The sequence below is a fragment of the Streptomyces spongiae genome (assembly GCF_009377185.1).
Lineage (GTDB): Bacteria > Actinomycetota > Actinomycetes > Streptomycetales > Streptomycetaceae > Streptomyces > Streptomyces spongiae.
Genome location: NZ_VJZC01000041.1, coordinates 15,190 through 36,447, shown reverse-complemented (window position 1 = coordinate 36,447; position 21,258 = coordinate 15,190). Strand labels below are relative to the sequence as shown.

The 21,258-nt window shown below is 67.7% G+C and carries 14 protein-coding genes and 4 pseudogenes; 10 read left to right on the top strand and 8 right to left on the bottom strand.

Annotation, left to right across the window (positions count from 1 at the left end; translation table 11 throughout):
* Nucleotides 1–154 precede the first annotated feature (154 nt).
* Nucleotides 155–2,782 carry an MMPL family transporter gene (locus FNH08_RS09315; protein WP_194238432.1) on the bottom strand — a complete coding sequence of 876 codons (2,628 nt, stop codon included), beginning with the start codon at nucleotides 2,780–2,782 and terminating at the stop codon, nucleotides 155–157.
* 128 nt (nucleotides 2,783–2,910) lie between these two features.
* Nucleotides 2,911–3,216 carry a TetR-like C-terminal domain-containing protein gene (locus FNH08_RS09310; RefSeq protein WP_152770913.1) on the bottom strand — a complete coding sequence of 102 codons (306 nt, stop codon included), beginning with the start codon at nucleotides 3,214–3,216 and terminating at the stop codon, nucleotides 2,911–2,913.
* 1,337 nt (nucleotides 3,217–4,553) lie between these two features.
* Here FNH08_RS09310 and FNH08_RS09305 point away from each other — a divergent pair.
* From FNH08_RS09305 to FNH08_RS09265, 7 genes are all read left to right on the top strand, one after another.
* The gene (locus FNH08_RS09305; RefSeq protein ID WP_322724078.1) at nucleotides 4,554–5,258 is read left to right on the top strand and encodes a PDR/VanB family oxidoreductase; all 705 of its coding nucleotides are present in this window, start codon (nucleotides 4,554–4,556) and stop codon (nucleotides 5,256–5,258) included.
* 946 nt (nucleotides 5,259–6,204) lie between these two features.
* A complete protein-coding gene (locus FNH08_RS09290) occupies nucleotides 6,205–6,699 on the top strand; it encodes a VOC family protein (protein ID WP_152770911.1) in 495 nt (164 codons plus the stop codon).
* 43 nt (nucleotides 6,700–6,742) lie between these two features.
* Nucleotides 6,743–8,515 carry a bifunctional 3-(3-hydroxy-phenyl)propionate/3-hydroxycinnamic acid hydroxylase gene (locus tag FNH08_RS09285; RefSeq protein WP_228033999.1) on the top strand — a complete coding sequence of 591 codons (1,773 nt, stop codon included), beginning with the start codon at nucleotides 6,743–6,745 and terminating at the stop codon, nucleotides 8,513–8,515.
* A complete protein-coding gene (locus tag FNH08_RS09280; protein WP_152770910.1) occupies nucleotides 8,512–9,354 on the top strand; it encodes a fumarylacetoacetate hydrolase family protein in 843 nt (280 codons plus the stop codon). Before FNH08_RS09285 ends, FNH08_RS09280 begins: the two co-directional genes overlap by 4 nt.
* Nucleotides 9,355–9,398: 44 nt before the next feature.
* Nucleotides 9,399–10,187 carry an IclR family transcriptional regulator gene (locus FNH08_RS09275; RefSeq protein ID WP_152770909.1) on the top strand — a complete coding sequence of 263 codons (789 nt, stop codon included), beginning with the start codon at nucleotides 9,399–9,401 and terminating at the stop codon, nucleotides 10,185–10,187.
* A 620-nt stretch (nucleotides 10,188–10,807) separates the two neighbouring features.
* Nucleotides 10,808–12,271 carry an aldehyde dehydrogenase family protein gene (locus FNH08_RS09270; RefSeq protein ID WP_152770908.1) on the top strand — a complete coding sequence of 488 codons (1,464 nt, stop codon included), beginning with the start codon at nucleotides 10,808–10,810 and terminating at the stop codon, nucleotides 12,269–12,271.
* A gap of 79 nt (nucleotides 12,272–12,350) precedes the next feature.
* On the top strand, nucleotides 12,351–13,910 hold the full coding sequence (locus FNH08_RS09265; RefSeq protein WP_228033998.1) for a carotenoid oxygenase family protein: 1,560 nt from the start codon (nucleotides 12,351–12,353) through the stop codon (nucleotides 13,908–13,910).
* A gap of 424 nt (nucleotides 13,911–14,334) precedes the next feature.
* Here the strand turns inward: FNH08_RS09265 and FNH08_RS09255 are convergent.
* Nucleotides 14,335–15,526, bottom strand: a pseudogene (locus FNH08_RS09255) (IS110 family RNA-guided transposase).
* Between the two features lie 118 nt (nucleotides 15,527–15,644).
* On the opposite strand from FNH08_RS09255, the gene FNH08_RS50670 reads away from it, so the two are divergent.
* The gene (locus FNH08_RS50670) at nucleotides 15,645–15,797 is read left to right on the top strand and encodes a carotenoid oxygenase family protein (RefSeq protein WP_194238433.1); all 153 of its coding nucleotides are present in this window, start codon (nucleotides 15,645–15,647) and stop codon (nucleotides 15,795–15,797) included.
* A gap of 36 nt (nucleotides 15,798–15,833) precedes the next feature.
* On the opposite strand, the pseudogene FNH08_RS09250 reads toward FNH08_RS50670, so the two are convergent.
* A pseudogene (locus FNH08_RS09250) lies at nucleotides 15,834–16,139 on the bottom strand (transposase); the annotation flags it as partial.
* A gap of 77 nt (nucleotides 16,140–16,216) precedes the next feature.
* Between FNH08_RS09250 and FNH08_RS50665 the strand changes: the two are divergent.
* Entirely contained in the window at nucleotides 16,217–16,435 is a 219-nt protein-coding gene (locus FNH08_RS50665; protein WP_194238431.1) for a hypothetical protein, read from the top strand.
* On the opposite strand, the pseudogene FNH08_RS09240 reads toward FNH08_RS50665, so the two are convergent.
* The 3 genes and pseudogenes from FNH08_RS09240 to FNH08_RS09230 form a co-directional block, all read right to left on the bottom strand.
* Nucleotides 16,366–16,843: pseudogene (locus tag FNH08_RS09240) on the bottom strand (hypothetical protein); the annotation flags it as partial. The gene FNH08_RS50665 and the pseudogene FNH08_RS09240 sit on opposite strands and share 70 nt — an antisense overlap.
* Before the next feature lie 446 nt (nucleotides 16,844–17,289).
* Nucleotides 17,290–17,706, bottom strand: a complete 417-nt coding sequence (locus FNH08_RS51750; protein ID WP_322724075.1) for a hypothetical protein — start codon at nucleotides 17,704–17,706, stop codon at nucleotides 17,290–17,292.
* 237 nt (nucleotides 17,707–17,943) lie between these two features.
* A complete protein-coding gene (locus FNH08_RS09230) occupies nucleotides 17,944–19,386 on the bottom strand; it encodes a carotenoid oxygenase family protein (protein WP_152770905.1) in 1,443 nt (480 codons plus the stop codon).
* A gap of 341 nt (nucleotides 19,387–19,727) precedes the next feature.
* On the opposite strand from FNH08_RS09230, the gene FNH08_RS09225 reads away from it, so the two are divergent.
* The gene (locus FNH08_RS09225; protein ID WP_194238430.1) at nucleotides 19,728–20,717 is read left to right on the top strand and encodes an IS66 family transposase; all 990 of its coding nucleotides are present in this window, start codon (nucleotides 19,728–19,730) and stop codon (nucleotides 20,715–20,717) included.
* A 14-nt stretch (nucleotides 20,718–20,731) separates the two neighbouring features.
* On the opposite strand, the pseudogene FNH08_RS09220 reads toward FNH08_RS09225, so the two are convergent.
* Nucleotides 20,732–20,918, bottom strand: a pseudogene (locus FNH08_RS09220) (IS5/IS1182 family transposase); the annotation flags it as partial.
* Nucleotides 20,919–21,258: the final 340 nt, after the last annotated feature.

Genomic DNA, 21,258 nt, shown 5'->3' with positions numbered 1-21,258 from the left:
AGCTGTGTATAAGAGACAGGGGTGAAATGGCTTTTTGACGATCAGCAAGTGGCGTGCGGTGGGGTCACTGCCGGCGGTTCGCCGACGGAGCAGACAACCTGGGGAACGGACCTGACCGTCGCCAGCACCTCTCCGCGCACATCGGTGACAACAATCAACGCGCCCTCGGCAGGCCCGCGTCGTCCGGCCCGCTGGTCCCGGCAAGCAGCACGTCGTACGCCAGCGGCTCCTCGCCCACCTCCAAGGTGGCGGCCCGCGGTTGATGGCCGTCGGCCGCCGCGGTCAGTACGTACGAGCCGGAGCCCGGCGTCGGCATCGAGTACCGGCCGTCGGACCCGGCCACGGTCCGGCCGAGCTGACGCCCGGTCAGGGAGATCAGTGTTAGCGTGGCACCGTCGACGCCCGTGCCCTCCGCGTCGCGCACCTGACCCTCGATGGACGGCCCGCTCGTCGCGGGAACCGGGGCAGGCGCGCTCTCGGTGGAGGCGTACGCCGCCTGTGGCTCGGCCTCCGCCGACTTCCGCAGGGCACCGGCGCCCACCAGCACCGGCCGCCGCTCCGAGGGCGGCTCGGTGGACGGATCCTGCGTGTTCCCGCTCTGGTGCTGGTCCTGTGCGCGGAGACGCTCGCCCTCGACGTCCACATTGGGCAGGGCGCGGTCCAGCCACTTGGGGAGCCACCAGGCGCTCCTCCCGAGCAGCGCGAGGACGGCGGGGACGATGGCCATGCGGACGATGAACGCGTCGAAGAAGACCGCGGACGCCAGCCCGAGGCCCATCATTTTGATCATGGACTCGCTGGAGCTGATGAAGCCGGCGAAGACGGCCATCATGATGATCGCGGCGGCCGTGACCACGCGTGCGCTGTGTTTGAAACCGGTCACCACCGCCTGCTTGGGCTCCTCACCGTGGACGTAGGCCTCACGCATCCGGGTCACGAGGAACACCTCGTAGTCCATCGCCAGGCCGAAGATCACGCCGATCATGAAGATCGGCACCAATGACATGATCGGGCCGGATTCCTCGACACCGAGCAGACCGGCCAGCCAGCCCCACTGGAAGACCGCGACCACGGCGCCCAGCGCCGCCAGCACTGACAGCAGGAAACCGAGCGCCGCCTTCAGCGGGACGAGGATCGAGCGGAAGACGACCATCAGGAGCAGGAAGGCGAGGCCGACCACCAGCGCCAGGTAGGGGATCAGCGCGTTGGTCAGTTTCTGCGAGAAGTCGATGTTCATCGCGGTCGTGCCGGTGACCAGCACCCGGGCGTCTGTGTCGGCCTTGATGCCGTCGGCCTTGTCACGGATGGCGTGCACCAGGTCCTCGGTCTGCGTCGAGGATGGCTTGGAGTTTGGGACGACGGTGATCGTCGCCGTGTCGCCGGCCTTGTTGAACAGCGCGGGGGTGACCGTCGCGACGTCCTTCAGGCCCTTGATTTCGTCGGTCACCGTGCTGGCGGCCGCCTTCGGGTCACTGCTTTCCTTCGTGTCGACGACGATCATCAGCGGGCCGTTGAAGCCGGGACCGAAGCCTTCCGAGAGGAGGTCGTAGGCCTTTCGCTGCGTCGTGGACTCCGGCTTCGTACTGTCGTCGCCCAGCCCGAGTTGCAGCTGGGTCACCGGGATGGCCATGACCCCCAGGGCGACCACGCCCAGCACCAGGACGGCGGCGGGACGGCGGACGACAAAGCTTCCCCAGCGGGTGCCCATGTTGGGCTTGCCCTCGGTGTTCTGCTGCGCCTTCCTACCAACGGACCGCTTGCTCTTCTTGCCTGTCGGCTGGATCTTCCGGCCCACGTAGCCGATCATCGCGGGGATCATCGTGAGGGCGATCAGCACCGCAAGCACGACCGTGCACGCCGCAGCGATACCCATTTTGGTCAGCACCGGGACGTCGACGACCGAGAGGCCGACGAGTGCGATCACGACCGTCAGCCCGGCGAAGACCACTGCCGAACCCGCCGTACCCGTGGCCCGTCCGACCGCGTCCTCGCGTTCGCGGCCCTCGGCCAGTTCACCCCGGTAGCGGGAGAGGATGAACAGGGCGTAGTCGATACCGACGGCGAGGCCGATCATCATGGCCAGGATGGAGGTGGTGTCGCCGAGGTCGAGCGCGTTGGCGAGGGCCGTGATGCCCGCGACTCCGATACCCACCCCGATGAGGGCGGTCAGCAGCGGCAGTCCGGCCGCGACGAGCGAGCCCAGTGTGACGACGAGGACGACCGCGGCGACGGCGACACCGATGACCTCTCCGATACCGGTCTCGGCCGTCTCGTCGAGCACGTCACCGCCGATCTCGACGGTCACCCCGGAGCGCCGGGACTCCTCCACCGTCTTCTCCAGGAAGTCCTTGGTGGAGTCCTTCAGTTCCTTGGCCGGGGCGGTGTACTTCACCTGCGCGTAGGCGATCGTCCCGTCCTTGCTCACCGCGTTGCGCTGCGTGAACGGGTCGGTGACGGAATCGACCTCGGGCCCCTTGCCGAGGTCCTTGACGGACTGCTCGACGAGGGCCTTGTTGCCGGCGTCTGTCATCTTCTCGCCCGCGGGAGCCTTGAAGACGACGTTGGCGTCCCCTCCGTCGGCGCTCGAGCCAGGCGAACGCTGCGCCAGCAGGTCGTAGGCCTTCTGGGACTCGATGCCGGGGATCGAGAAGGACGATGAGCCTGCGGCGGGCGCCTTGAAGGCCGCGACGCAGGCGGCGGCCAGCAGGGCGGCCCAGAACAGGGCGATGTAGTGCCGTCGCCGGAAGGCGAATCGGCCGAGTTTGTACAAGAAGGTAGCCACGGGACGTGCTCCGGGTCAGTCGTGGATGGTTCAGGGCAACGGGCAGGCCCGACGACGATGGGGGCCCTCACATGCCCTGGAGGCAGGGGGAGATTGCGCCAAGTACGGCTGTACGGCTGGAGAGCGGCTTACTGCTGGGGACTGGAAGAAGGGGAGAGCCGGACGCCGAGGGCGGGGAAGAACACGACGTCGGCATACTCAGCCAAGAACGCCCGCGTCGGCTGGCGATCGTCGATCAGAGTGCGGGCGAAGTAGCCGCCGATGACTACGTGCGGCACATAATCCAACGCAGGGTTGTCCGCACGGATCTCGCCTCGTCGACGGCACGCTGCAACACCCGGTTGAATGCGGCGCGTTCCGGTTCGATGAGCAGTTCCCGGAACGCCCCGCTCGAGGTCAGAGTTGTGGTGTACCTCCATGATCAGGCCGCGCATCAGACAGAGTTCCGTTCCATGGCGGAGTCGTCCTCGATGGACAGCGCAGCCAGGAAGTCTCCCCGCAGCGATCGGGTGTCGACGCCCCTGGCGCTGGCGGCCTGTTGTGACGCATCGCCTTGACGATCAGCTCGGCCTTGGCCTCGCGCTCGGGTGTGATCCGGCCGCGACGCGACGTTGCAACCTCGACCATCACACACGCTATGAACGAAACCGTTTCGTACGGATCACCGCACGGACATGACCATACGCCAATCAGCATGAAAACGAAACCGTTTCGTACGTTACATCGCGCGTCCGGGCTTACGCGAGCCATGGCGCCCCTCACCATCGACCGCGGGGCCAAGGCGTCGCTGCTCCGGAGCGGACTCGAACCTCAGCGCCTTGCCGCATCGGGTCTGACGTGGGTCGCAGCATGCCGCCAGCGGGACGATGCCGCGGACTTGCACAAGGCCCTCACACCTGGATGTGCGCCGCTCCAGCGAAGCCACAACCGGTGTCCACGCAGTGCCGAATCGGATCACGGACGCTCCCACCTATGCCCCCGCGCCTGATGCCAAAGGGACAGCTCCGGGGCCAAGGCGGCCGGCCGCGTAACTGGTTCCATCCATGGACTGCCCCGGTGACCTGCAGTAGGGAGGCAGCGCCCGGGCGCCGAGCCCGGACGACGCCGCCGATTCCGTGGCGTGGCGCACATTTGACCACGGACTCACCGAAGGCCAGAAGGATGCGACATCGAACTATGTTGTACTTGCCGTCGCGGGAGGCAGCCATGTCGTAACTGACACGTTTCCGCGCGATCCCACCCTCCCCAGGGCCTGAACGAATCCGTACCTGCTGAGGTCGACGTCCAGGACCTGCAGCCCGTCCAAGGCGCCGCGCCCGAGTCGCTCAACGGCACGCTCTACCGGTGCGGGCCAGAGAACCAGTACCCACCGTGCCCCCTGGGGACAGCCCTTCAGTACGGCCACGTCGACCACCGGCCGTACTTCCGGAAGTACCGCGGCGACCCTGGCGCCGCGACACCCCTCGCCGACGCTCAGACCTCTGCGGAGTGCCCGCCTCATGAAAGTCAACATATGTCCAGTGCTCATGACGAAGTGAAACTCGACCTGCGGGTGACCGCCCGCCGGGACGGCGCAGAGGGCGTGATCGTCCTCGAATTGGCCGATCCGTCCGGCGTCGACCTGCCGGAGTGGGCACCCGGTGCACATGTGGACGTTGAACTGGCCGATGGCATGACGCGTCAGTACTCCCTGTGCGGTGCCCCCTCAGACCGGTCGTCCTGGCGGATCGCCGTGCTCCGGGAGCCGACGGGCCGCGGCGGATCTCGGCATGTGCACGAGGCGCTCACCGAGGGCGTCGAGGTTCGCCTCCGCGGGCCGCGCAATCACTTCCCACTCGTGTCGTCACCGCGATACGTGTTCATCGCCGGAGGAATCGGGATAACTCCGATCGTGCCGATGCTCCGCGCCGCTGACGCAGCCGACGCCGGCTGGGAGCTGCACTACGGCGGACGTAGCCGGCGGTCCATGGCATTCCTTCAAGCGCTCGAGGACACGAGCGGGCACAGGGTGACACCGTATCCGCAGGACGAAGTCGGTCTCATCGACCTGCATCGGATCCTCGGGACCCCTCAACCGGACACGCTCGTGTACAGCTGTGGCCCCGAGCCTCTGCTCAGGGCGGTCGAACAGCACTGTGCGGACTGGCCCGAGGGGACACTGCACCTGGAGCGGTTCAACCCGAGGGATGTCAGCGAGCCCGTGCTCACCGAAACATTCGAAGTGGAGCTGGCCACAACCGGCGTAACACTCACCGTGCCTCCGGAGAAGTCCATCCTGGAAGTTGTCGAAGAGGCGGGGATTCCTGTCCTCGCCTCGTGCCGGGAAGGGATATGCGGCACCTGCGAGACACGTGTTCTCGCGGGCGAGGTCGACCATCGTGACTCATTGATGAATCCGTCCGAGCAGGCGACCAACGACGCCATGTTCATCTGCGTGTCCCGGGCGGCCTGTCCAAGGCTGCTGCTCGACCTGTGACGACAATGAGAAGACTCGTTGCAAACGATCGAGGCAGCCTGGACGTGTTCGCGCCCCCCGCCGCTACGCGTCCATAGCTGCCCGGCCGGCCCCGACCCACAGGGCCGGTGATCCAGCACGGCCTGGCGGACCACCTGTTGCTCGGCCTCATCGAGATCCTCATGTTCGCCGACCAGGCGTCCGCGCCGGTGGGTCACGATCGCTTGCCGGCAGGGGTCGCCGTGACTGTTACGCCGACGTAGCCCGCATCGGAGCCCCGAACGACGTCGAATTCCCGCCCGCCCACTGGCACAACCTGGACACGGCCGTGAAGTGTCCGATCAGCTGCGATGGACGTGTGCCTTCGGCACCTGAGCCCGATCCGAAAGCGGCGCCCGAGTAGCGAGTCCCCCCGCCTCCGTTGGGTGACGAAGAACCCAGCACCGCCCGAACGCCTGTCGGACGAGATTCAGCGTCGCCAGGATGGCGGCTGCCATCATCGGCCCGCGCCACCTGGGCGGCAGTACTAGGGGGTGTTTTGAAAGTCCAGTGCGGTGCCCGCGGTGTTCGGTGCGTGCCCTCGGCGTGCCGGACGAAGGCCCTCGTAGCGGAGCTACTTGGGTCTTTGGCCGGTGCGGCGAGGGTGCGTGCCGGGCGCCGTGGGTGCTGTGCGGGACTTTCAAAACACCCCCTAGGGCGAACTCGGCGCCCGGACTCGACGATCGCCCCACCCACGTAGGGCGAGGGGAGCCGGCATGGCAGCCACTCATGTCCTAGACATGACATTTTCCGGCATCTCGATCGCGAGAGATGCGAGGTCCGGGACACGCGCTCTCCTGGTCCGCACCTCTCCACGGCATCAGCGCCACACGCCGAGCACGTCCCACAGCCAACAGTTGACGTCCAGCTCAGCATCCGCCTATTGTCCTATAAAACAAAACTCTGATCCTGAAAAAGGAGACACGCCATGACGATCACTGGTCTCGGCCACACCGGTTTCTGGGTTCACGACCTCGACGCGATGCGCGACTTCTACACGCGGGTCCTTGGCCTGACCGTGACCGACGAGGACGAGGAGTTGGGCATCGTCTTCCTCTCCTCCTGCCCTGAGCAGGAGCACCACGAGTTCGTCCTGCAGCGCGGGCGGACCGCCCACGACGGCGCCAAACTCACGCATCAGGTGTCGTGGCGGGTGGACTCCCTGGAGTCGGTCATCGAGTTCCACCACCGGTTCCGCGCCGAGGGCATCGAGGTGCAGCAGGAAGTCACACACGGCAACGCGATCGGTATCTACTTCTTCGACCCCGAGGGCAACCGCAACGAGGTGTATCTGCGGGTGGAGCGCGACGTGCGGCAGCCGTTCCGTAAGACCCTCAACCTCGACCAGGAGCCCGCCGACGTGATGGCCGACGTGGAGCGGCTGCTGACCGAGGGCGGCCCGGCGTACCAGCCGGTCCAGTAGCCCACCGCACCCTCACACGCAGCCGATCGATGGAGTCCCGCCCATGAGCAATCCCCAGACACCGCATCCGGAACCGGAACGAAGACTCGCTCCGGCCACCTTGATGCAAGCCGACGTACTCGTGGTCGGCGCAGGTCCGACGGGGCTCACGGCCGCCCATCTGCTCGGCTCGTTCGGCATACGCGTCCTGCTCGTCGAGCGCAATCCGACAACGAGCAACGACGCCAAGGCGATCAGTCTGGACGACGAGTCGCTGCGCACGCTGCAAGCGGCCGGCATCGACGAAGCGGTCTACCCGATCATCGTGCCCGGCACGGGAACGAAGTACTTCGGCGTCGGTAACCGACCCCTCGTGCACGCCCGCGGCCTCGGCGACCAGCGGTTCGGGCACCCGTTCAAGAACCCCTTCGCCCAACCCGACCTGGAGCGGGTGTTGGTCGAGGAACTACGCGGCCGCCCCGACGTCGAAACCCGTTTCCGCACACGGCTGTTCTCGCTGGAACAGCACTCCGACCGCGTACGGGTCGGAATCGGACCGAGCGATGGCACGGGACCGGTCGAGCACTTCGACGTCTCGTACGTCCTCGGATGCGACGGCGGACGCAGCACCGTCCGTGAACTGCTGTCCATCCCCATGCGGGGGCGCAGCTTTCCCGACGTGTGGCTGGTCGCCGACACCGTGGGAGATCCCCACGACCAGCGCTACGGCATGCACCTGGGCGACCCCAGCCGCCCCACGGTCGTCGTGCCGGGCCGCGACGGTCGGTGCCGCTACGAGTTCCTGCTGCACCCCGGGGAGGGCCTGCCCGGCGATCCCCCACCGTTCGAACTGGTCCGCGATCTGTTGCGGCCGTACCGCGAGATCACCCCGGACCAGGTCGAGCGCGCCGTGTCGTACACGTTCCACGCCCTGCTGGCCGACCGCCTGCGCGACGGACGCTGCTTTCTTCTGGGCGACGCCGCCCACATGATGCCGCCTTTCGCGGGCCAGGGACTCAACTCCGGCGTGCGAGACGCGGCCAACCTCTGCTGGAAGCTCGCCGACGTCCTGGCCGGACGGGCGGGAGACACCCTGCTCGACACCTACGACACCGAACGCCGCCCACATGCCCAGGCCGTCATCGACCTCTCGGTCCGGCTCGGCCGCATCGTCATGACGACCAGCCGCAGCCGGGCGCGGCTGCGGGATCTGCTGGTGCGTAGCGCCATGCACACCCCGCAGGGGCGCCGGTACCTCACCGAGATGCGCTACCGGCCGAACACCCGGGTTCGTTCGGGCGCCGTCGTCCCCTTCGACGGCAAAAACAGGTCACCGGTGGGCACAGCTCTTCCGCAGCCACGCGTCCTGCACGGTCCGCGCCTTCAGGTCACCCGGCTCGACAATGTGCTCGGCCGTGGCTGGAGCCTGCTGGGCGTGGGCGTCACCGACGCCGACTGGAACACCGCCATACACGCCGGTCTGCCCGCAGGCAAGCGGGTATCCGTCGTCCTCGGCGACCGCTACCCGCGCGACCGCCCGGGGCGCACCGCCGTAGCCGACGCCGACGGCCGGCTCCAGGCCCTGTTCGGCGGGCTCAAGGGATACTTCGTGCTGGTGCGCCCTGACCGGCTGATCGCGGCCGTGTTCCGACCCGACCAAGCAGAGCGTGTCTCGCACAGCCTGCGTCGCTTCGCGCCCGGTCCAGGGCGCGATGTCCCCGTTCCCGTGTCGGACGGCCCGGCGCAGATCGATCACGAGGCCGTCCTACCGCGGCCCGCACCGACCGCGCACCCCGTCACCAAGAGCGCTTCCAAGACCCAAGGAGGGCCCCGATGAGGCTCAGCACCGTCCGGCTGTACGACGAGCGCGGCACAGCCGCTGCCCGCCAGGAAAGGGACGAGCTCGTTCTGTTGCCCTATTCCGACGTCGGCGAACTGCTGTCGAGCGGCGACGACTGGCCTGAACGCGCGGCCGCCGAAGACGGCGACCGCATCTCCCTGTCGACCGCGTCCCTCGCTCCCGTCGTCCCTCACCCGAACAAGATCGTGTGTCTGGGCCTCAACTACGCCACGCACATCAAGGAGATGGACCGCGCGACCCCAGCCCATCCGACACTGTTCGCCAAGTACGACGGCTCTCTCGTCGGACCCTACGACGACGTGCACATTCCGCCGGTCAGCGACGACCTGGACTGGGAGGCCGAGCTCGGCGTGGTGATCGGACACCGCGCACGTCACGTGTCACCGGACCAGGCGCTGTCGCATGTCGCGGGCTACACCGTCCTCAACGACGTCACCGTCCGGGACTGGCAGCATCGCACCCGTGAGTTCCTGTCCGGCAAGACCTTCGAGGCCACCACCCCTGTGGGACCCTCGCTCGTCACACCGGACGAACTGCCGCGCGGTGCGTCCGGGCTGACGATCAGCTGCCTTGTGGACGGCACCACGATGCAGAAGTCCAACACCGCGGACCTGCTCTTCGACGTCGCCGCGATCATCGCGTACGTCAGCACCATCATCACGCTGCTGCCAGGCGACCTGATCGCCACGGGTACGCCGGGAGGCGTGGGTGCCGGCCGCGATCCCAAGGTCTTTCTCCGGCCGGGGCAGGAACTCGTCACGGTCGTCGAGGGGATCGGCGAACTGCGCAATACAGTGGTCAAGGACCGATGGTGACGCCTGGTGCCCAGGACGCCCCGACACCCGTTACGATGTCTCGCATGTCAGGAACGGCGTCCACCAGCTATCGCGAGCGTAACTCCACGGCCGACCGGGCCCTGGACATCCTGCTCATGTTCACCGACACCCACCTCGTCGTCTCCGGCACCGCTGTGGCCGAGCGACTCGGCGTGGCTCGCTCGACCGCGTACCGGTACCTCCAGAGCCTCGTGAGCAGCCGCTTCCTCGAAGAGGCGCCGGGTGGGGGCTTCCGGCTGGGGCTGCGCGTCATGGAGATCGCACGGCTGGCACGCCGCAGCTACGGCCTGTCCGAAGTCGCCCTCCCGGCGATGACGACGCTCGCCGAGGACGTGCGCGAGACGGTCCTGCTCACCAGGCGGACCGGAGAGCTGGTCGTGTGCGTCGATCGGGCCGAAGCGGGGACGGGCGCCGTGCGCATCTCCTACGAGAGGGGCAGCACTCTCCCCCTCAACGCGGGTGCTGCGGCACTCGTCCTGCTGGCCTGGATTCCCGACGAGGAAGCCCGACGGCTTCTTGAATCAGCAGACCTGCGCCGTTTCACTCCCGCTACCCTCACGGACGTCGACACGCTCATGCAGCGACTGGCCCACATCCGGCGCGCCGGCTACTCGGTCACTCGTGGCGAACTCGACGCCGACGTGATGGGTGTCGCCGCTCCCGTCCGCGACGAGCAGCAGCAGGTGGTGGCAGCGGTGAGCATCGCGGCCTTGGCCTCTCGTGTGTTCCCCGAGGCGGAGGCGGAGCTGGCCGGGAAGGTTCAGGAGACGGCACGGGAGATCAGCCAGCGACTGACAGCCGTCGGGGGCTGACACCCGGGCGGTGCCGAGCGGGGCGTACGGACGCTGTGGCGGTCCGGGCTCGAGCGAAGAAACCGACGGGGGTCGGCCACGGTCGACACCTCGGCCCGGAGACGACCGCCGGATACCGGGACCGCTGCTGGCGGCCCCGGTATCCGCCATGTGCGGGACCCCACGCCGTCGGAGAGTCCCCGTCCAGGCCGCAGTCGCAGGCCGCCATCTCATGGCGCCGGGCACCTGTCACCCCTTGCAGGCGTTGAAGAAGTGCGTCGGTGCGAAGCCGTCGGACGCCTCGATCCTCTGGACCAAGCCGGTGTGGCAGTTCATGCAAATGCTGTGCTTGCTGCAAACTTGCCGCGTCCCGGCGCTCCTCCAGAACCGACACCGCAGCACCCTGGGCATGCCGACACGACGACCCGTCGCCGCAGCTTTCGGCATACCGCTTGACATTCAACAGCAATGTCCTGTTAATCAAGATGTGAGTCCTACCTAACGGGACATCCCAGTATTCCCGAGCGGGCCGCGGCCGGGTTCCGACCGAGTGACCAGCGCCTCCTGGCGCGCTACCTCCGGGACCGAGGGGCGCAGCAGACAGCGCGCCTCCGTACGTAACCTACGCAGAACGGAACACCATGACCCTTCTCGATGCGGCCGACTGGCAGGAGCGGATCTTCTCGCGCGGATGGGTCAAGGGCTCGGGTGAGCCGTACGACTCCACCGAGCCGGCGACCGGAAAGACGCTGGGCCGCGTCGGCGCAGCGTCTCCCGCCGATCTGGACCGGGCCGTGGCGCACGCGCAGCAGGCCCAACGCGCATGGGCGGCGGTCCCGTACCTGGAGCGTGCGCAGGTGCTGCGGCGCGCCGCGGCCCTGTTCGAGAAGCACCAAGCGGAGATAGCGGAGTGGATCGTGCGCGAGTCGGGCGCCCCTCGGCTGTTCGCGGACACCCAGGCGACTGATGGTGCGGCCGAGGAGTGCTACGAGGCCGCCGCACTCGCTGCTGCTCCCTATGGTGAAGTGCTCCGGTCAGCCCAGGACCGTCTGTCGTTCTCGCGGCGGCGCCCGGTGGGCGTGGTCGGTGTCATCTCCCCCTTCAACGCGCCGATGTTGCTGGCCATGCGTGCGGTGGCCCCGGCGCTGGCCCTGGGCAACGCGGTCGTCCTCAAGCCCGACCCGCGCACCGCGATCTGCGGCGGTGTCACCATCGCGCGGGTCTTCGAGGAGGCAGGGCTTCCCGAGGGCGTCCTGCATGTCCTGCCCGGTGGCGCCGCAGTCGGCGCGGCGCTGGTGGAGCACCCGCGCGTGCCCGTCATCGCCTTCACCGGGTCCACCCGGGCGGGGAAGGCCATCGCGGCGGCAGCCGCGCAGCGGCTCAAGCGGGTCCACCTGGAGCTGGGCGGCAACTCGGCGCTGGTCGTCCTGGACGACGCCGACCTCGACAAGGCCGTGTCCGCGGGCGCTTTCGGCTCCTTCTTCAACGCCGGGCAGGTCTGCATGGCCGCCGGCCGTCATCTCGTGCACTCGTCGATCGCCGAGGAGTACACAGCCCGTCTCGCCGAGCACGCCGACGCCACACCCGTGGGTGATCCGATGACCGGCACGGTCCTCATGGGCCCCATGATCGACGAGGGTCAGCTGCGGGCCGTCCATGCCGTGGTCTCCGACAGTGTCACCGCGGGAGCACGGCTCGCTGCCGGTGGTACCCATGAAGGCCTGTTCTACCGGCCCACCGTCCTGGCTGACGTCCCGCTCACCGCCCGCGCCTACGCGGAGGAGATCTTCGGCCCTGTCGCGCCCGTGGTGACCTTCCAGGATCTCGACGAGGCCGCCCGGCTGGCCTCCGACAGCGAGTACGGGCTCTCGCTCGGCATCCTGACCCGCGATGTGGCCAAGGGCTTGGCGCTGGCCGACCACATCCCAACCGGCCTTGTACACATCAACGACCAGACCGTGAACGACGAATCGACCATCCCGTTCGGCGGCGTCGGCGACTCCGGCAACGGCTCCCGCCACGGAGGCGCCGCCGCCAACCTCGAGGCCTTCACCGAGCAGCAGTGGGTCACCGTCCGCCAGGAGATCCCCTTCTACCCGTTCTGACCATGGCCTCCCGGACAAGGCGGCCCGGCAAGGGCCGCTCCCGCAGATCAACTCTCCCACCCGCACCTGGAGCACTCCGATGACCTCAGTCACCTCCGGCCCGGGCCTGGTCCCACCCGACCCGATGACGATCGCGCCGCGTGCCGTGCTCCGGCCGCAGGCCCCGCGGCTCGCACAGGACGCCGCCGGCTGGGCGCACCACAACAAGTTCCTCGACGGCCCCTTCACCCCCTGGACGGAGGAGACCGAGGCCTACGACTTGGAGGTGGACGGGGAGATCCCGGCCGACCTCGCAGGGGCTCTGTTCCGGGTCTCGTCCAACCCCCGTTTCCAGCCTCGCGATCCCGGCCACTATCACTGGTGGGAGGGCGACGGCATGGTGTGCGGAATCTATCTGCGTGAGGGCCGGGCGGCGTTCCGCACCCGCTGGGTGATGACCGATTCCATGAAGTTCGAGGTCGAGCAGGGCAAGGCCGTCTACAGCGGATTCGCCAACGGCGGCACCCCCGGTCCGCTCCCCCAGGACGCTCCACCCGCGAAGAACGTGGCGAACACCAACGTCGGTGTCTTCGGTGACCACCTGCTCGTCTATTACGAGGGCGGTCTGCCGTACGCGATGCACCCCGAGACCCTGGAGACGTACGGCAGCCACGATTTCCACGGCGGCATCGACGTGCTGTGCACCGCCCACTACAAGATCGACCCCGACAGCGGCGACATGCTCTTCTTCGCCGCGACCGGGCCGGTCATCACCTGGTACCGAGCAGACGTGAAGACCGGGCACGTCGTGGAAAGCCACAGCCTCGACATCAAAGTGCCCGTGCTGACGCACGACTTCGCCGTCAGCAACCATTACGCGATCTTCTTCGTCACCCCGGCCCAGTTCCGGCTGGACCACATCATGCAGGGAAAGCCGGGAGTCGTCTGGGACGAGGCGTCGCTCCCGCACGGGGTACAGATCGTGCTCATGGACCGCCGCACCCACGTCGTCACCTGGCACGAGGTGGGCGGCCACTGGGCCAACACCCACTTCTACAACGCCTACGAGTGCAATGGGCAGGTCATCGTCGACGGGCACCGCATCACCCGCCTGGGCACTCCTGCCGACCGGCTCGACACCCCCGTCACCTCCCACTCCTGGTTCCCGCCGTCCCTGCCCCACCGCTGGCGCGTCGACCTGGCCACCGGCTCGGCAACGGAGGAGATGACCAGCGGTGTCGCCGGTGAGTTCCCGCGGATCAACGACGCGTACGCCGGCCGGGAGCACCGCTACGGCTACTTCGTCACCACGCGCGCGTTGGCCGAGGACACCATGAGCGACGGCCTGGCCAAGCACGACTTCCTGAGCGACGCCACGACCGTGATCGAGGGTCCCGAGGCGCTGACCAGCCCTGGTGAACCCGTCTTTGTGGCCCGCCAGAACGCCACCTCGGAGGACGATGGTTATCTGCTGACCCTGTGGTGGAACCGCCTCACCGGGTTGTCCGAGTTGCTCGTCCATGACGCCGCCGACCTGCGCCGTAGTCCTCTGGCAAGGGTCAAGCTCCCGAGCCGCGTTCCCTTCGGCTTCCATGGCAACTGGGCCGATCACGCAACCCTGGACCGTGCCGTCTCGGCCTCGCGCGGCGGCACTGGCTGAGACTCTCGAAAGCGGCCGGGCAGATCCGTCGCCGGGCGCTCGGCTTCCGGGGAACGGCACGTCCCGGCCACGGTGACGCACTGGACAATCGGTGTGAAGGAGAGTTGCACGCCCAACATCACGTGAGATCGGGCCGCCCGCGGCGTGCCGTGATCCACACCGTGCTGCGGACGATCACCTCTCTCCCCGAGCCTCGATCCCCAGGCACGAGTGCCCCTTCGTCGAGGCCGTGCCGCCGGGACATCCGAGGTGAAGACCGGTCGGCGAGCTGCGGGCCTTCGCCGAGTCCGGTCCGGCCGAGCGGACGCCGGATCACTCCGGGTGGCCCGCGGATCCCGGCAATGACCTGCGCGATCCGGCACAGGCGCACCATCGGCGCACAGATAACCAGCTCTTTGATCGCCTACGATTCCTCATCTCTTTGTCAAGCGGCGTTCGTGACGGGGGGTATGGGTTCGTAGCACCGTCCGTCGCGCAATAGGGCCCACAGGACGTTGACCCGGCGTCGGGCGAGGGCGAGGACGGCCTGGGTGTGCCGCTTGTCTTCGGCGCGTTTACGGTCGTAGAAGCGGCGAGATTCGTCGCAGCAGCGGATGCTGATCAGCGCGGAGGTATAGAAGACGCGCTGGAGTCGCCGACTGTAACGTCTGGGCCGGTGCAGATTGCCGCTGATCTTGCCCGAGTCGCGCGGAGCCGGGGCAACACCGGCGAAGCCGGCGAGGCGGTTCCGGGCTGTCGAAGGCCGTCATGTCGCCGCCGGTGGTGGCGAGGAACTCGGCGCCGAGCAGGGACCTGATGCCGGGCATGCTCGCGATCACCTCGGCGTGTTTGTGCTCGCGAAACCGCGCCTCGATGAGCTTGTCGGTCTCGGCGATCTGCTCGTTGAGGCGCATCACCTCCTTGGCGAGCGTGTGCACGAGCTGGGCCGTCGGCTTCTCCCCGGTCACGCTGGTGTGCTGGCTCTCGGCGGCCGCCAGGGCCTTCTCGGCGAGTTGGGCAGCACCGCGGACCTTGCGGTTGCGCAGCCAGGTCTCCAGCCTCCGAGCCCCGGTCCTGCGGATGACGGCTGGGGTCTGGTAGCCGGTCAGCAGGATCAGCGGACCGGTATTCGTGAGGTCCAGAGCCCGGTCCAGAGCGGGAAAGATGCTGGTGAGGTGATTGTGGAGCCGGTTGATCACGCGGGTGCGGTCGTCGGCGAGGTTGCGGCGATGACCGGTGTGGACCTTGATCTCGGCGACCAGTTCGTCACCGGGCCGCAAGGGCTGCAGATCCCGGCGGATCCGGGCCTGGTCGGCGATGATCGCGGCATCCTTGGCGTCGGTCTTGCCTTCGCCCCTGTAGCCCTCGGAGGCGCGGCTGACGGCTCGGCCGGGGATGTAGAGCGTGTGCTGTCCGTGGTTGAGCAGCAGATCGATCAGCAGGGCGGCGCCGCCGTCGGCCAGGTCGATGCCCCAGGTGACCTCATCGCCCAGGGCGAGCGCGTCGGCCAGGAGCTTCAGCAACTCCGTCTCGTCGTTGGCCACTCGCCGCGACAGCAGCCGCTTGCCGGTGTCGTCGATCACCACGCAGTGGTGATGGGTCCTGCCGGCATCGATGCCGGCCCAGATCGCTGTCACGCGCTCTCCACGGGTCGCTTGCTTACCTGCATCACAGACGACCTCGCTGGCGAGTCCCTACTCAGCGATCGGATCGCAATTCCTGATATGTAGCAGGTTCTTGTCAAGGGGCATGGGTATGCGGCCCCTCCCCGCTGAGAGGGGTGTGGGGCTGGTCCTCGACACCGCCAACCTGGCCGCAGGCCCGGTCGCCACCCTGCATCTCCCGCTGCGCCTGCGCGGCGGCCCCCATGGCTCATGGGTGCCCGAGCACCTCGTCCAGGCTCCCTGAGAGGGCGTTTGAAGTGGGTAGATTGCCCTTGATGCCCTAGTAAGTTCTTCGCCAGGTGGGGGGTCTCGTCCGTTGTGCGCCTGGCAGGGTTGTCAATCGAGGCGATGTGGATCATGGCTTCGGAGCTGGCGGTGAGGGTCTCGTGGTCGCCGGCGAGACGGCGGTGCATCACGATCCAACCAATGCTCCGCTCGACCACCCAGGCATTTTCACGACCTCGAACCCACGGGTATCCGTCTTTCTGTTGAGGACTTCGACATCGATTCCGAGGCGGGCACCGTGCTCGACGACGGCGTTCTTGAAGCCGGTGTCGACCCAGCTCTTGGAGACGGTCGGGTACGTGTCCATTCACGGGTGGTGCTGACCTGCGGCGGGGGCCGGTGATCTCGGCGATCTGACAATCTTGTAGGTTCCTGGTCGTGTCGCAGGGGCCGTCGTACGAGGAGCTGGCCGCGCTGGTCGCCGTGCAGGCCCGTGTGATCGATGAGCTGAGGGCCGAGGTTGCTGAGCTGCGGGCCGGGAACGCCGAGTTGAAGCGTCGGTTGCGGATGGACTCCACCAACAGCAGGACCAGCGGCTCTGCGAGGAGCACGACTCGATCCGCGTCGACATCGAAGCCCAGTACCGGATGGCCATAGCCGCCCTCCGGATCCATCAGCACCGGCTTACCCAACCGCCGTCCGATCTCCCGAAGGAAGCCGCAGAACACAGCAAGTTGCTCGACCCTGCAACTCCCGCACGTCGACATCGAAATCGACTTCATCGTCGGCATGGATACGGAAGATCGCCAGGATATCGGCAGCCGGCCCCACCCGCAGATTCGGGCACTCAGCGTCAGCCGGACGCGACAGCACGACCTCCGCCCGAGACGCCGAAAGCACCGTCTCGCCTTCGGAGTACTCGCACTGCCAGCCCCTTTTCGCGACAAGATCGAGGACAGCCTGCCAGTCCTCCACCGAGGCATCTGGGACACGCACGTCCGGCAGCGGCCCCACCAGGTCCCGATCGAAGACGCACTTCACGTCATCCCACAGCAGATCAGCCACCCCGCCACGCTGCCGGGCGCCCCGACTCACCAGCACGGTGTTCAAGACTGCCCGCGACGAAGACGGCAACCACCGCTCCAAGGGCGAAGTCCGAGAGGCTCCCTGGGTGGCCATCGCCCCCGTGGTCAACGCCATCCGCGTCCTGGAACGCATGGTTCCCCCAAGGCAGCTGTGGTTCGACCGTCATGCTCATGACCTGCGCGGAACCCGGGCCGCCAGCGGTTCCCTCACGGTGCACACGCTGGGCACCCCGGGTGGAGGGCTTCATCGCCTGGGCAGGGAGCCTCCCGCGGCCTCGCTGATGAGGTCATCCCGCCGGATCCGCACGGGAGACTCGGCACCGAGCGATTCCGCAGAAGCCTCGCGTGGCACATCGCCCGCCGTCCGGGGGGCCTGGTCTCGCTCGCGATTCAGTACGGCCATCCGCGGACTTCCGTTGCGGCCGGCTATGCCGCACGCAGCCGAGACGGCATCCACGACCTTCTCGACGTCGAGACGGCCCGCGCCACCATCGACACTGTCGCAGATCTCAACGCCGCACTCGAGGACGGGCGCGGCCTCTCGGCCCTCGGGGAGTATCCGAACGGAAAACAGCGGTAGCCACTGACATGGTTCGATGTCACCGAGCGGGGCGGTCTTCGTACGCCGGGGACTTCACCGGCCTGGAGGGCGGCGAAGTCGGCGTGCGCTGCCTTGATGGCCTCGGGGTACGTCTCGCGCTTGGCGTGCTCGGCGAGCGCCCGGTAGACGCTGGCGACCGAGGGGTTCTGGCCCTTGCGCCTGCCGGTGGGGATGATCAGGTCGGGCTGGATCTGCTCGACGGACTCGCCGTTCGCACGGCGGCGCAGCACGGTGTGCAGCACGTCGTCGGTGATGACCGGCGGCCGGCCGCCGTGCTTGCCCTTGCAGGCCGCGGTGTCGAGCCCCTCCAGCGTCGCCTCCCGGATGTTCTCGCTCGGTCTCCGCCATCGCCGCGAAGAACGCGAACAGCAGCGGCCCTGTGGGGTCGTAGATGCCAGGCGACCGGGGCGGCCGTGGGTGGGGCATCCACTGGCCGACGGGAAGCTTCGTCGCCCCGCGGGCCAGTGGATGCCGGGGACTCAGGAGCCGCGTATGGCGGCGTCGAGATCAGCGGCGTCCGACCAACTGCCGTGGGTTGTCAGGGGAACTCGGTGGTTGAGCTTGATCCGGGCGATGGGCGCGGCTGTGAAGTCCTGGGCCTCCTGAACGATGACCTCGCTGCGGTCAGTGGTGGGGTCCCACCAAGTCGACAGCAGCCAGCCGTCGTCCTCGGCCGTGGCTCCGGGGCGGGGCACGAACTCAGGTTCGCTGGGGGAGGTCAGCACACCGTCGGCTGTCTGCATCGACGTCTCGCCCGTGAGGTAGTCGTGCTTGGCCAGGCCGTCGATGAACCAGTCGCCGGTTCCCCGTGTCGTCGCGTAGTAGCCGTATCGGTGGCGCTGGCCGGTCCGCTGATCGTTGATCCGGGGGAACTCACCGAGGATGTCGTTGACCTGGCTGTCCGTCGTCTTCCCGGTGGCGAGGTCGAGTTCCCAGCGCCAGGGGGTGGCGACAATGTTCTTGAACCACCAGTTCCAGTCGCCGCCCGGCGGCGGTGACTCGAGCTCCTTCCAGGTGGGGCCGAAACGGGGGGTGCGGTGCCCGTCGACGATGATCTTGGAGCCGTCCTGGTAAGCGTTGAGGAAGTGGGTCTCCGTGAAGGAGTCGGGCGCCTCGACCCACGTTACCTCACCTGTCCTGCGATGCAGGACAGCCCAGCGGCACGTGTCCAGTGTTTCCGGCTCCCAAACCGTGGACGGGACACCCTTGAGATAGTGCTCGAAGCGGACCATCGCCGGATTCACCAGGAAGATCGCGTAGTCGGTGGTGACGGCGTAGTCATGGGTGAAGGTGGGGACGCCCAGGTCGACCGTGTGAAGGTCGAGGACCTGCCCGTGGCGGTCGGCCCGGAACCAGGTGACCGTGCCCCCCCTGTTGCCGAAGGTGAGGATGTCGCCGTTGGCCGGATCGATCTTGTGGTGGGCCGTCAGGGGGGGTCCGCTGAATCCACCGTGGAAGTCGTAGCGCTGACTGACCGTCTCCAACGTGTCCGGCCGAAGCTCGTGCGGAACGTCAGCCTCGCAGAAGACCAGCAGGCGGTTGTCGAAGAGGGTCACGTGCGTGTTGGCGAGGTTTTTCGGAAAGGTACCAGGCGGCAGGGGGAACTCACTGGGGTTCATGAAACCGCCGTAGAGGGACCGGCCCTCCTGCCTCTCCCGCTGCAGGCCGACGGTCTCCACGTAGCGGTTGCGGTAGCTCGCCCTGCCGTCGCGCAGGAAGAGGGCGTGGACCATGCCGTCACCCTCGAACCAGTGGTAGCGGCTCGGATCCTTAGGCCGGTACATAGGGTTCGCGCCCACCCGGAACAGCGCACCGTTCAGCTCGTCCGGGAGCCGGCCATCGATCTCCAGATCGAATGCCTCACCCTCTTCTCGCCAGGGTGCGTAAGGCCCGTTGAGAAACATGTTGCTGGGGTCCCACATGGACACCCTCCTCGTCATGAACGATATGATCCTGAATATCAGAACACCATCCCTATATTTGGGACTGGTAGTGACCGTATAGCCGGTAGTTCGAAAGGGTCAATCCCTGCGCAGCCGCAAGATTCGAGGTGGAGTGAGTAATTCCTGAGTGATTCCTGTGAGTGTGAATCGTGTCCATTCACGGGAGACCGTGTGGAGCGGGTCGAGCCGGCCGAGTGCTCCGGCTGCAACTGTCCGTTGTCCGGTGCGGTGGAGGAGGGCTTCCGCGCGGTCCAGGTCTTTGACATCCCGCTGATCGAGCGGGAAGTGGTCGAGGTGCGCCTGGTCCGGCGCCGCTGCCGGTGCGGGGCGGTTACCTGCGCGGACGCGCCACCAGGGATCAGTGGTCCGACCTGCTACGGGCCGAGCCTCCGAGCCTTCGCGACGCTCAGGCCGCGGAGGGGCAGATCAGCACCGAGCGCACCGCCAGGCTCATTGCCGGACTGCTGGATGTGGAGGTCTCCACCGGGTTCGTCGACCGCTGCCTGGCGCGGCTGGACGCGCCGCAGGACCGGTTCGAGGCGGAGCTGAAGCAGGCCCTGCGCGCCTCGGACGTGCTGGGCACGGCCGAGTCCCCGATCAGCCTGGCAGGTGAGCGCGGCTACGCCTACACCGTCCGGGCCACCGGCCTGACCTGGTACGGAGCCGCGGACAACCGCGGCCACGCCGCGCTGGACGGCTTCGGCATCCTGCCTGGCTACGGTGGCGTGCTCATCCGGGACTACGTCGGCCACCACAAGTACGACACCCACCTGGCCGGAGTGCAGCTGTGCTGCGCGCACCTGCTGCGCGACCTGCAAGGCGTCATCGACAACGCACCCGACCCGGAGCGTGCTGCCTGGGCGAGGGCCGCCCAGCGGATCCTGCGCGAAGCCGGGCAGGCCCACGCCGCCGGACACGCCACGCTGCCGAAGGACGAACACGCCCGGATCGAGAAGGAGTTCCTGAACGCCGCCCGGTGCGGGATCAGCGTCAACCCGCACAGCGGCGGGAAGAAGCCCAAGGCCCGCCAACTCGCCGAGCGCCTCCTTGACAAGGCCCCTCAGGTCCTACGCTTCACCCAGGACTTCACACCCGGACTCACCTGGACCAACAACGCATCCGAACAGGCCCTGCGGGACATCAAGGTCAAGATGAAAGTCAGTGGCTGCTGGCGCGGACTGACCGGCGCGCACCGCTACCTACGCATCCGCTCCTACCTGACCACCGCCCGCACCCACGGGCTCACCGCCATGCGCGCCATCCACGACGCACTCGCCGGCACCCCATGGCTCCCACCCACAACCGCCTGACCACCCCGTGAATGGACACTCGGGTACTTCTCCTTCGCCTGGTCGAGGAGGCGTATTCCCGGGGCGTTCTCCGAGAGGCAGGCGGCGGTGACGGTCACGGCGAGGATGAGGCCGATCCGTGTCGGCGAGGATGCCGCGCTTCCTGCCGACGATCTTCTTGGCAGCGTGCGTTCCCTGGCTGGTCAGGGGCTCGTTACTGGAGGCTCAACCGGGCCCGCGACGACGTCTCTTGGCCCGTTGCCGGGTCGGTGAAGGCTGAGGGACGTCTGCCAGTGCCCTGGCGCCGGCCTGAGGGCGCGGCGCGCTCCGTGTCGCCCAACTGGCACCGGCTCCCTCGGCCGGATGCAGCACCGCCATGAACGACACCACCCGCAAGGCTGATCTTCGGCCGGAATGGCCCTCATGGGTTCGATCTACAGAAACCACCACCGATCCCCCCTGCCCGACTCCGTCGCCCAATGTCGGCATACGAGTTGACGTCCATGTGTACGCCGACACCCAACTCCCCACCGACACAGCCGAGTCCGTACGCCACTCGGCA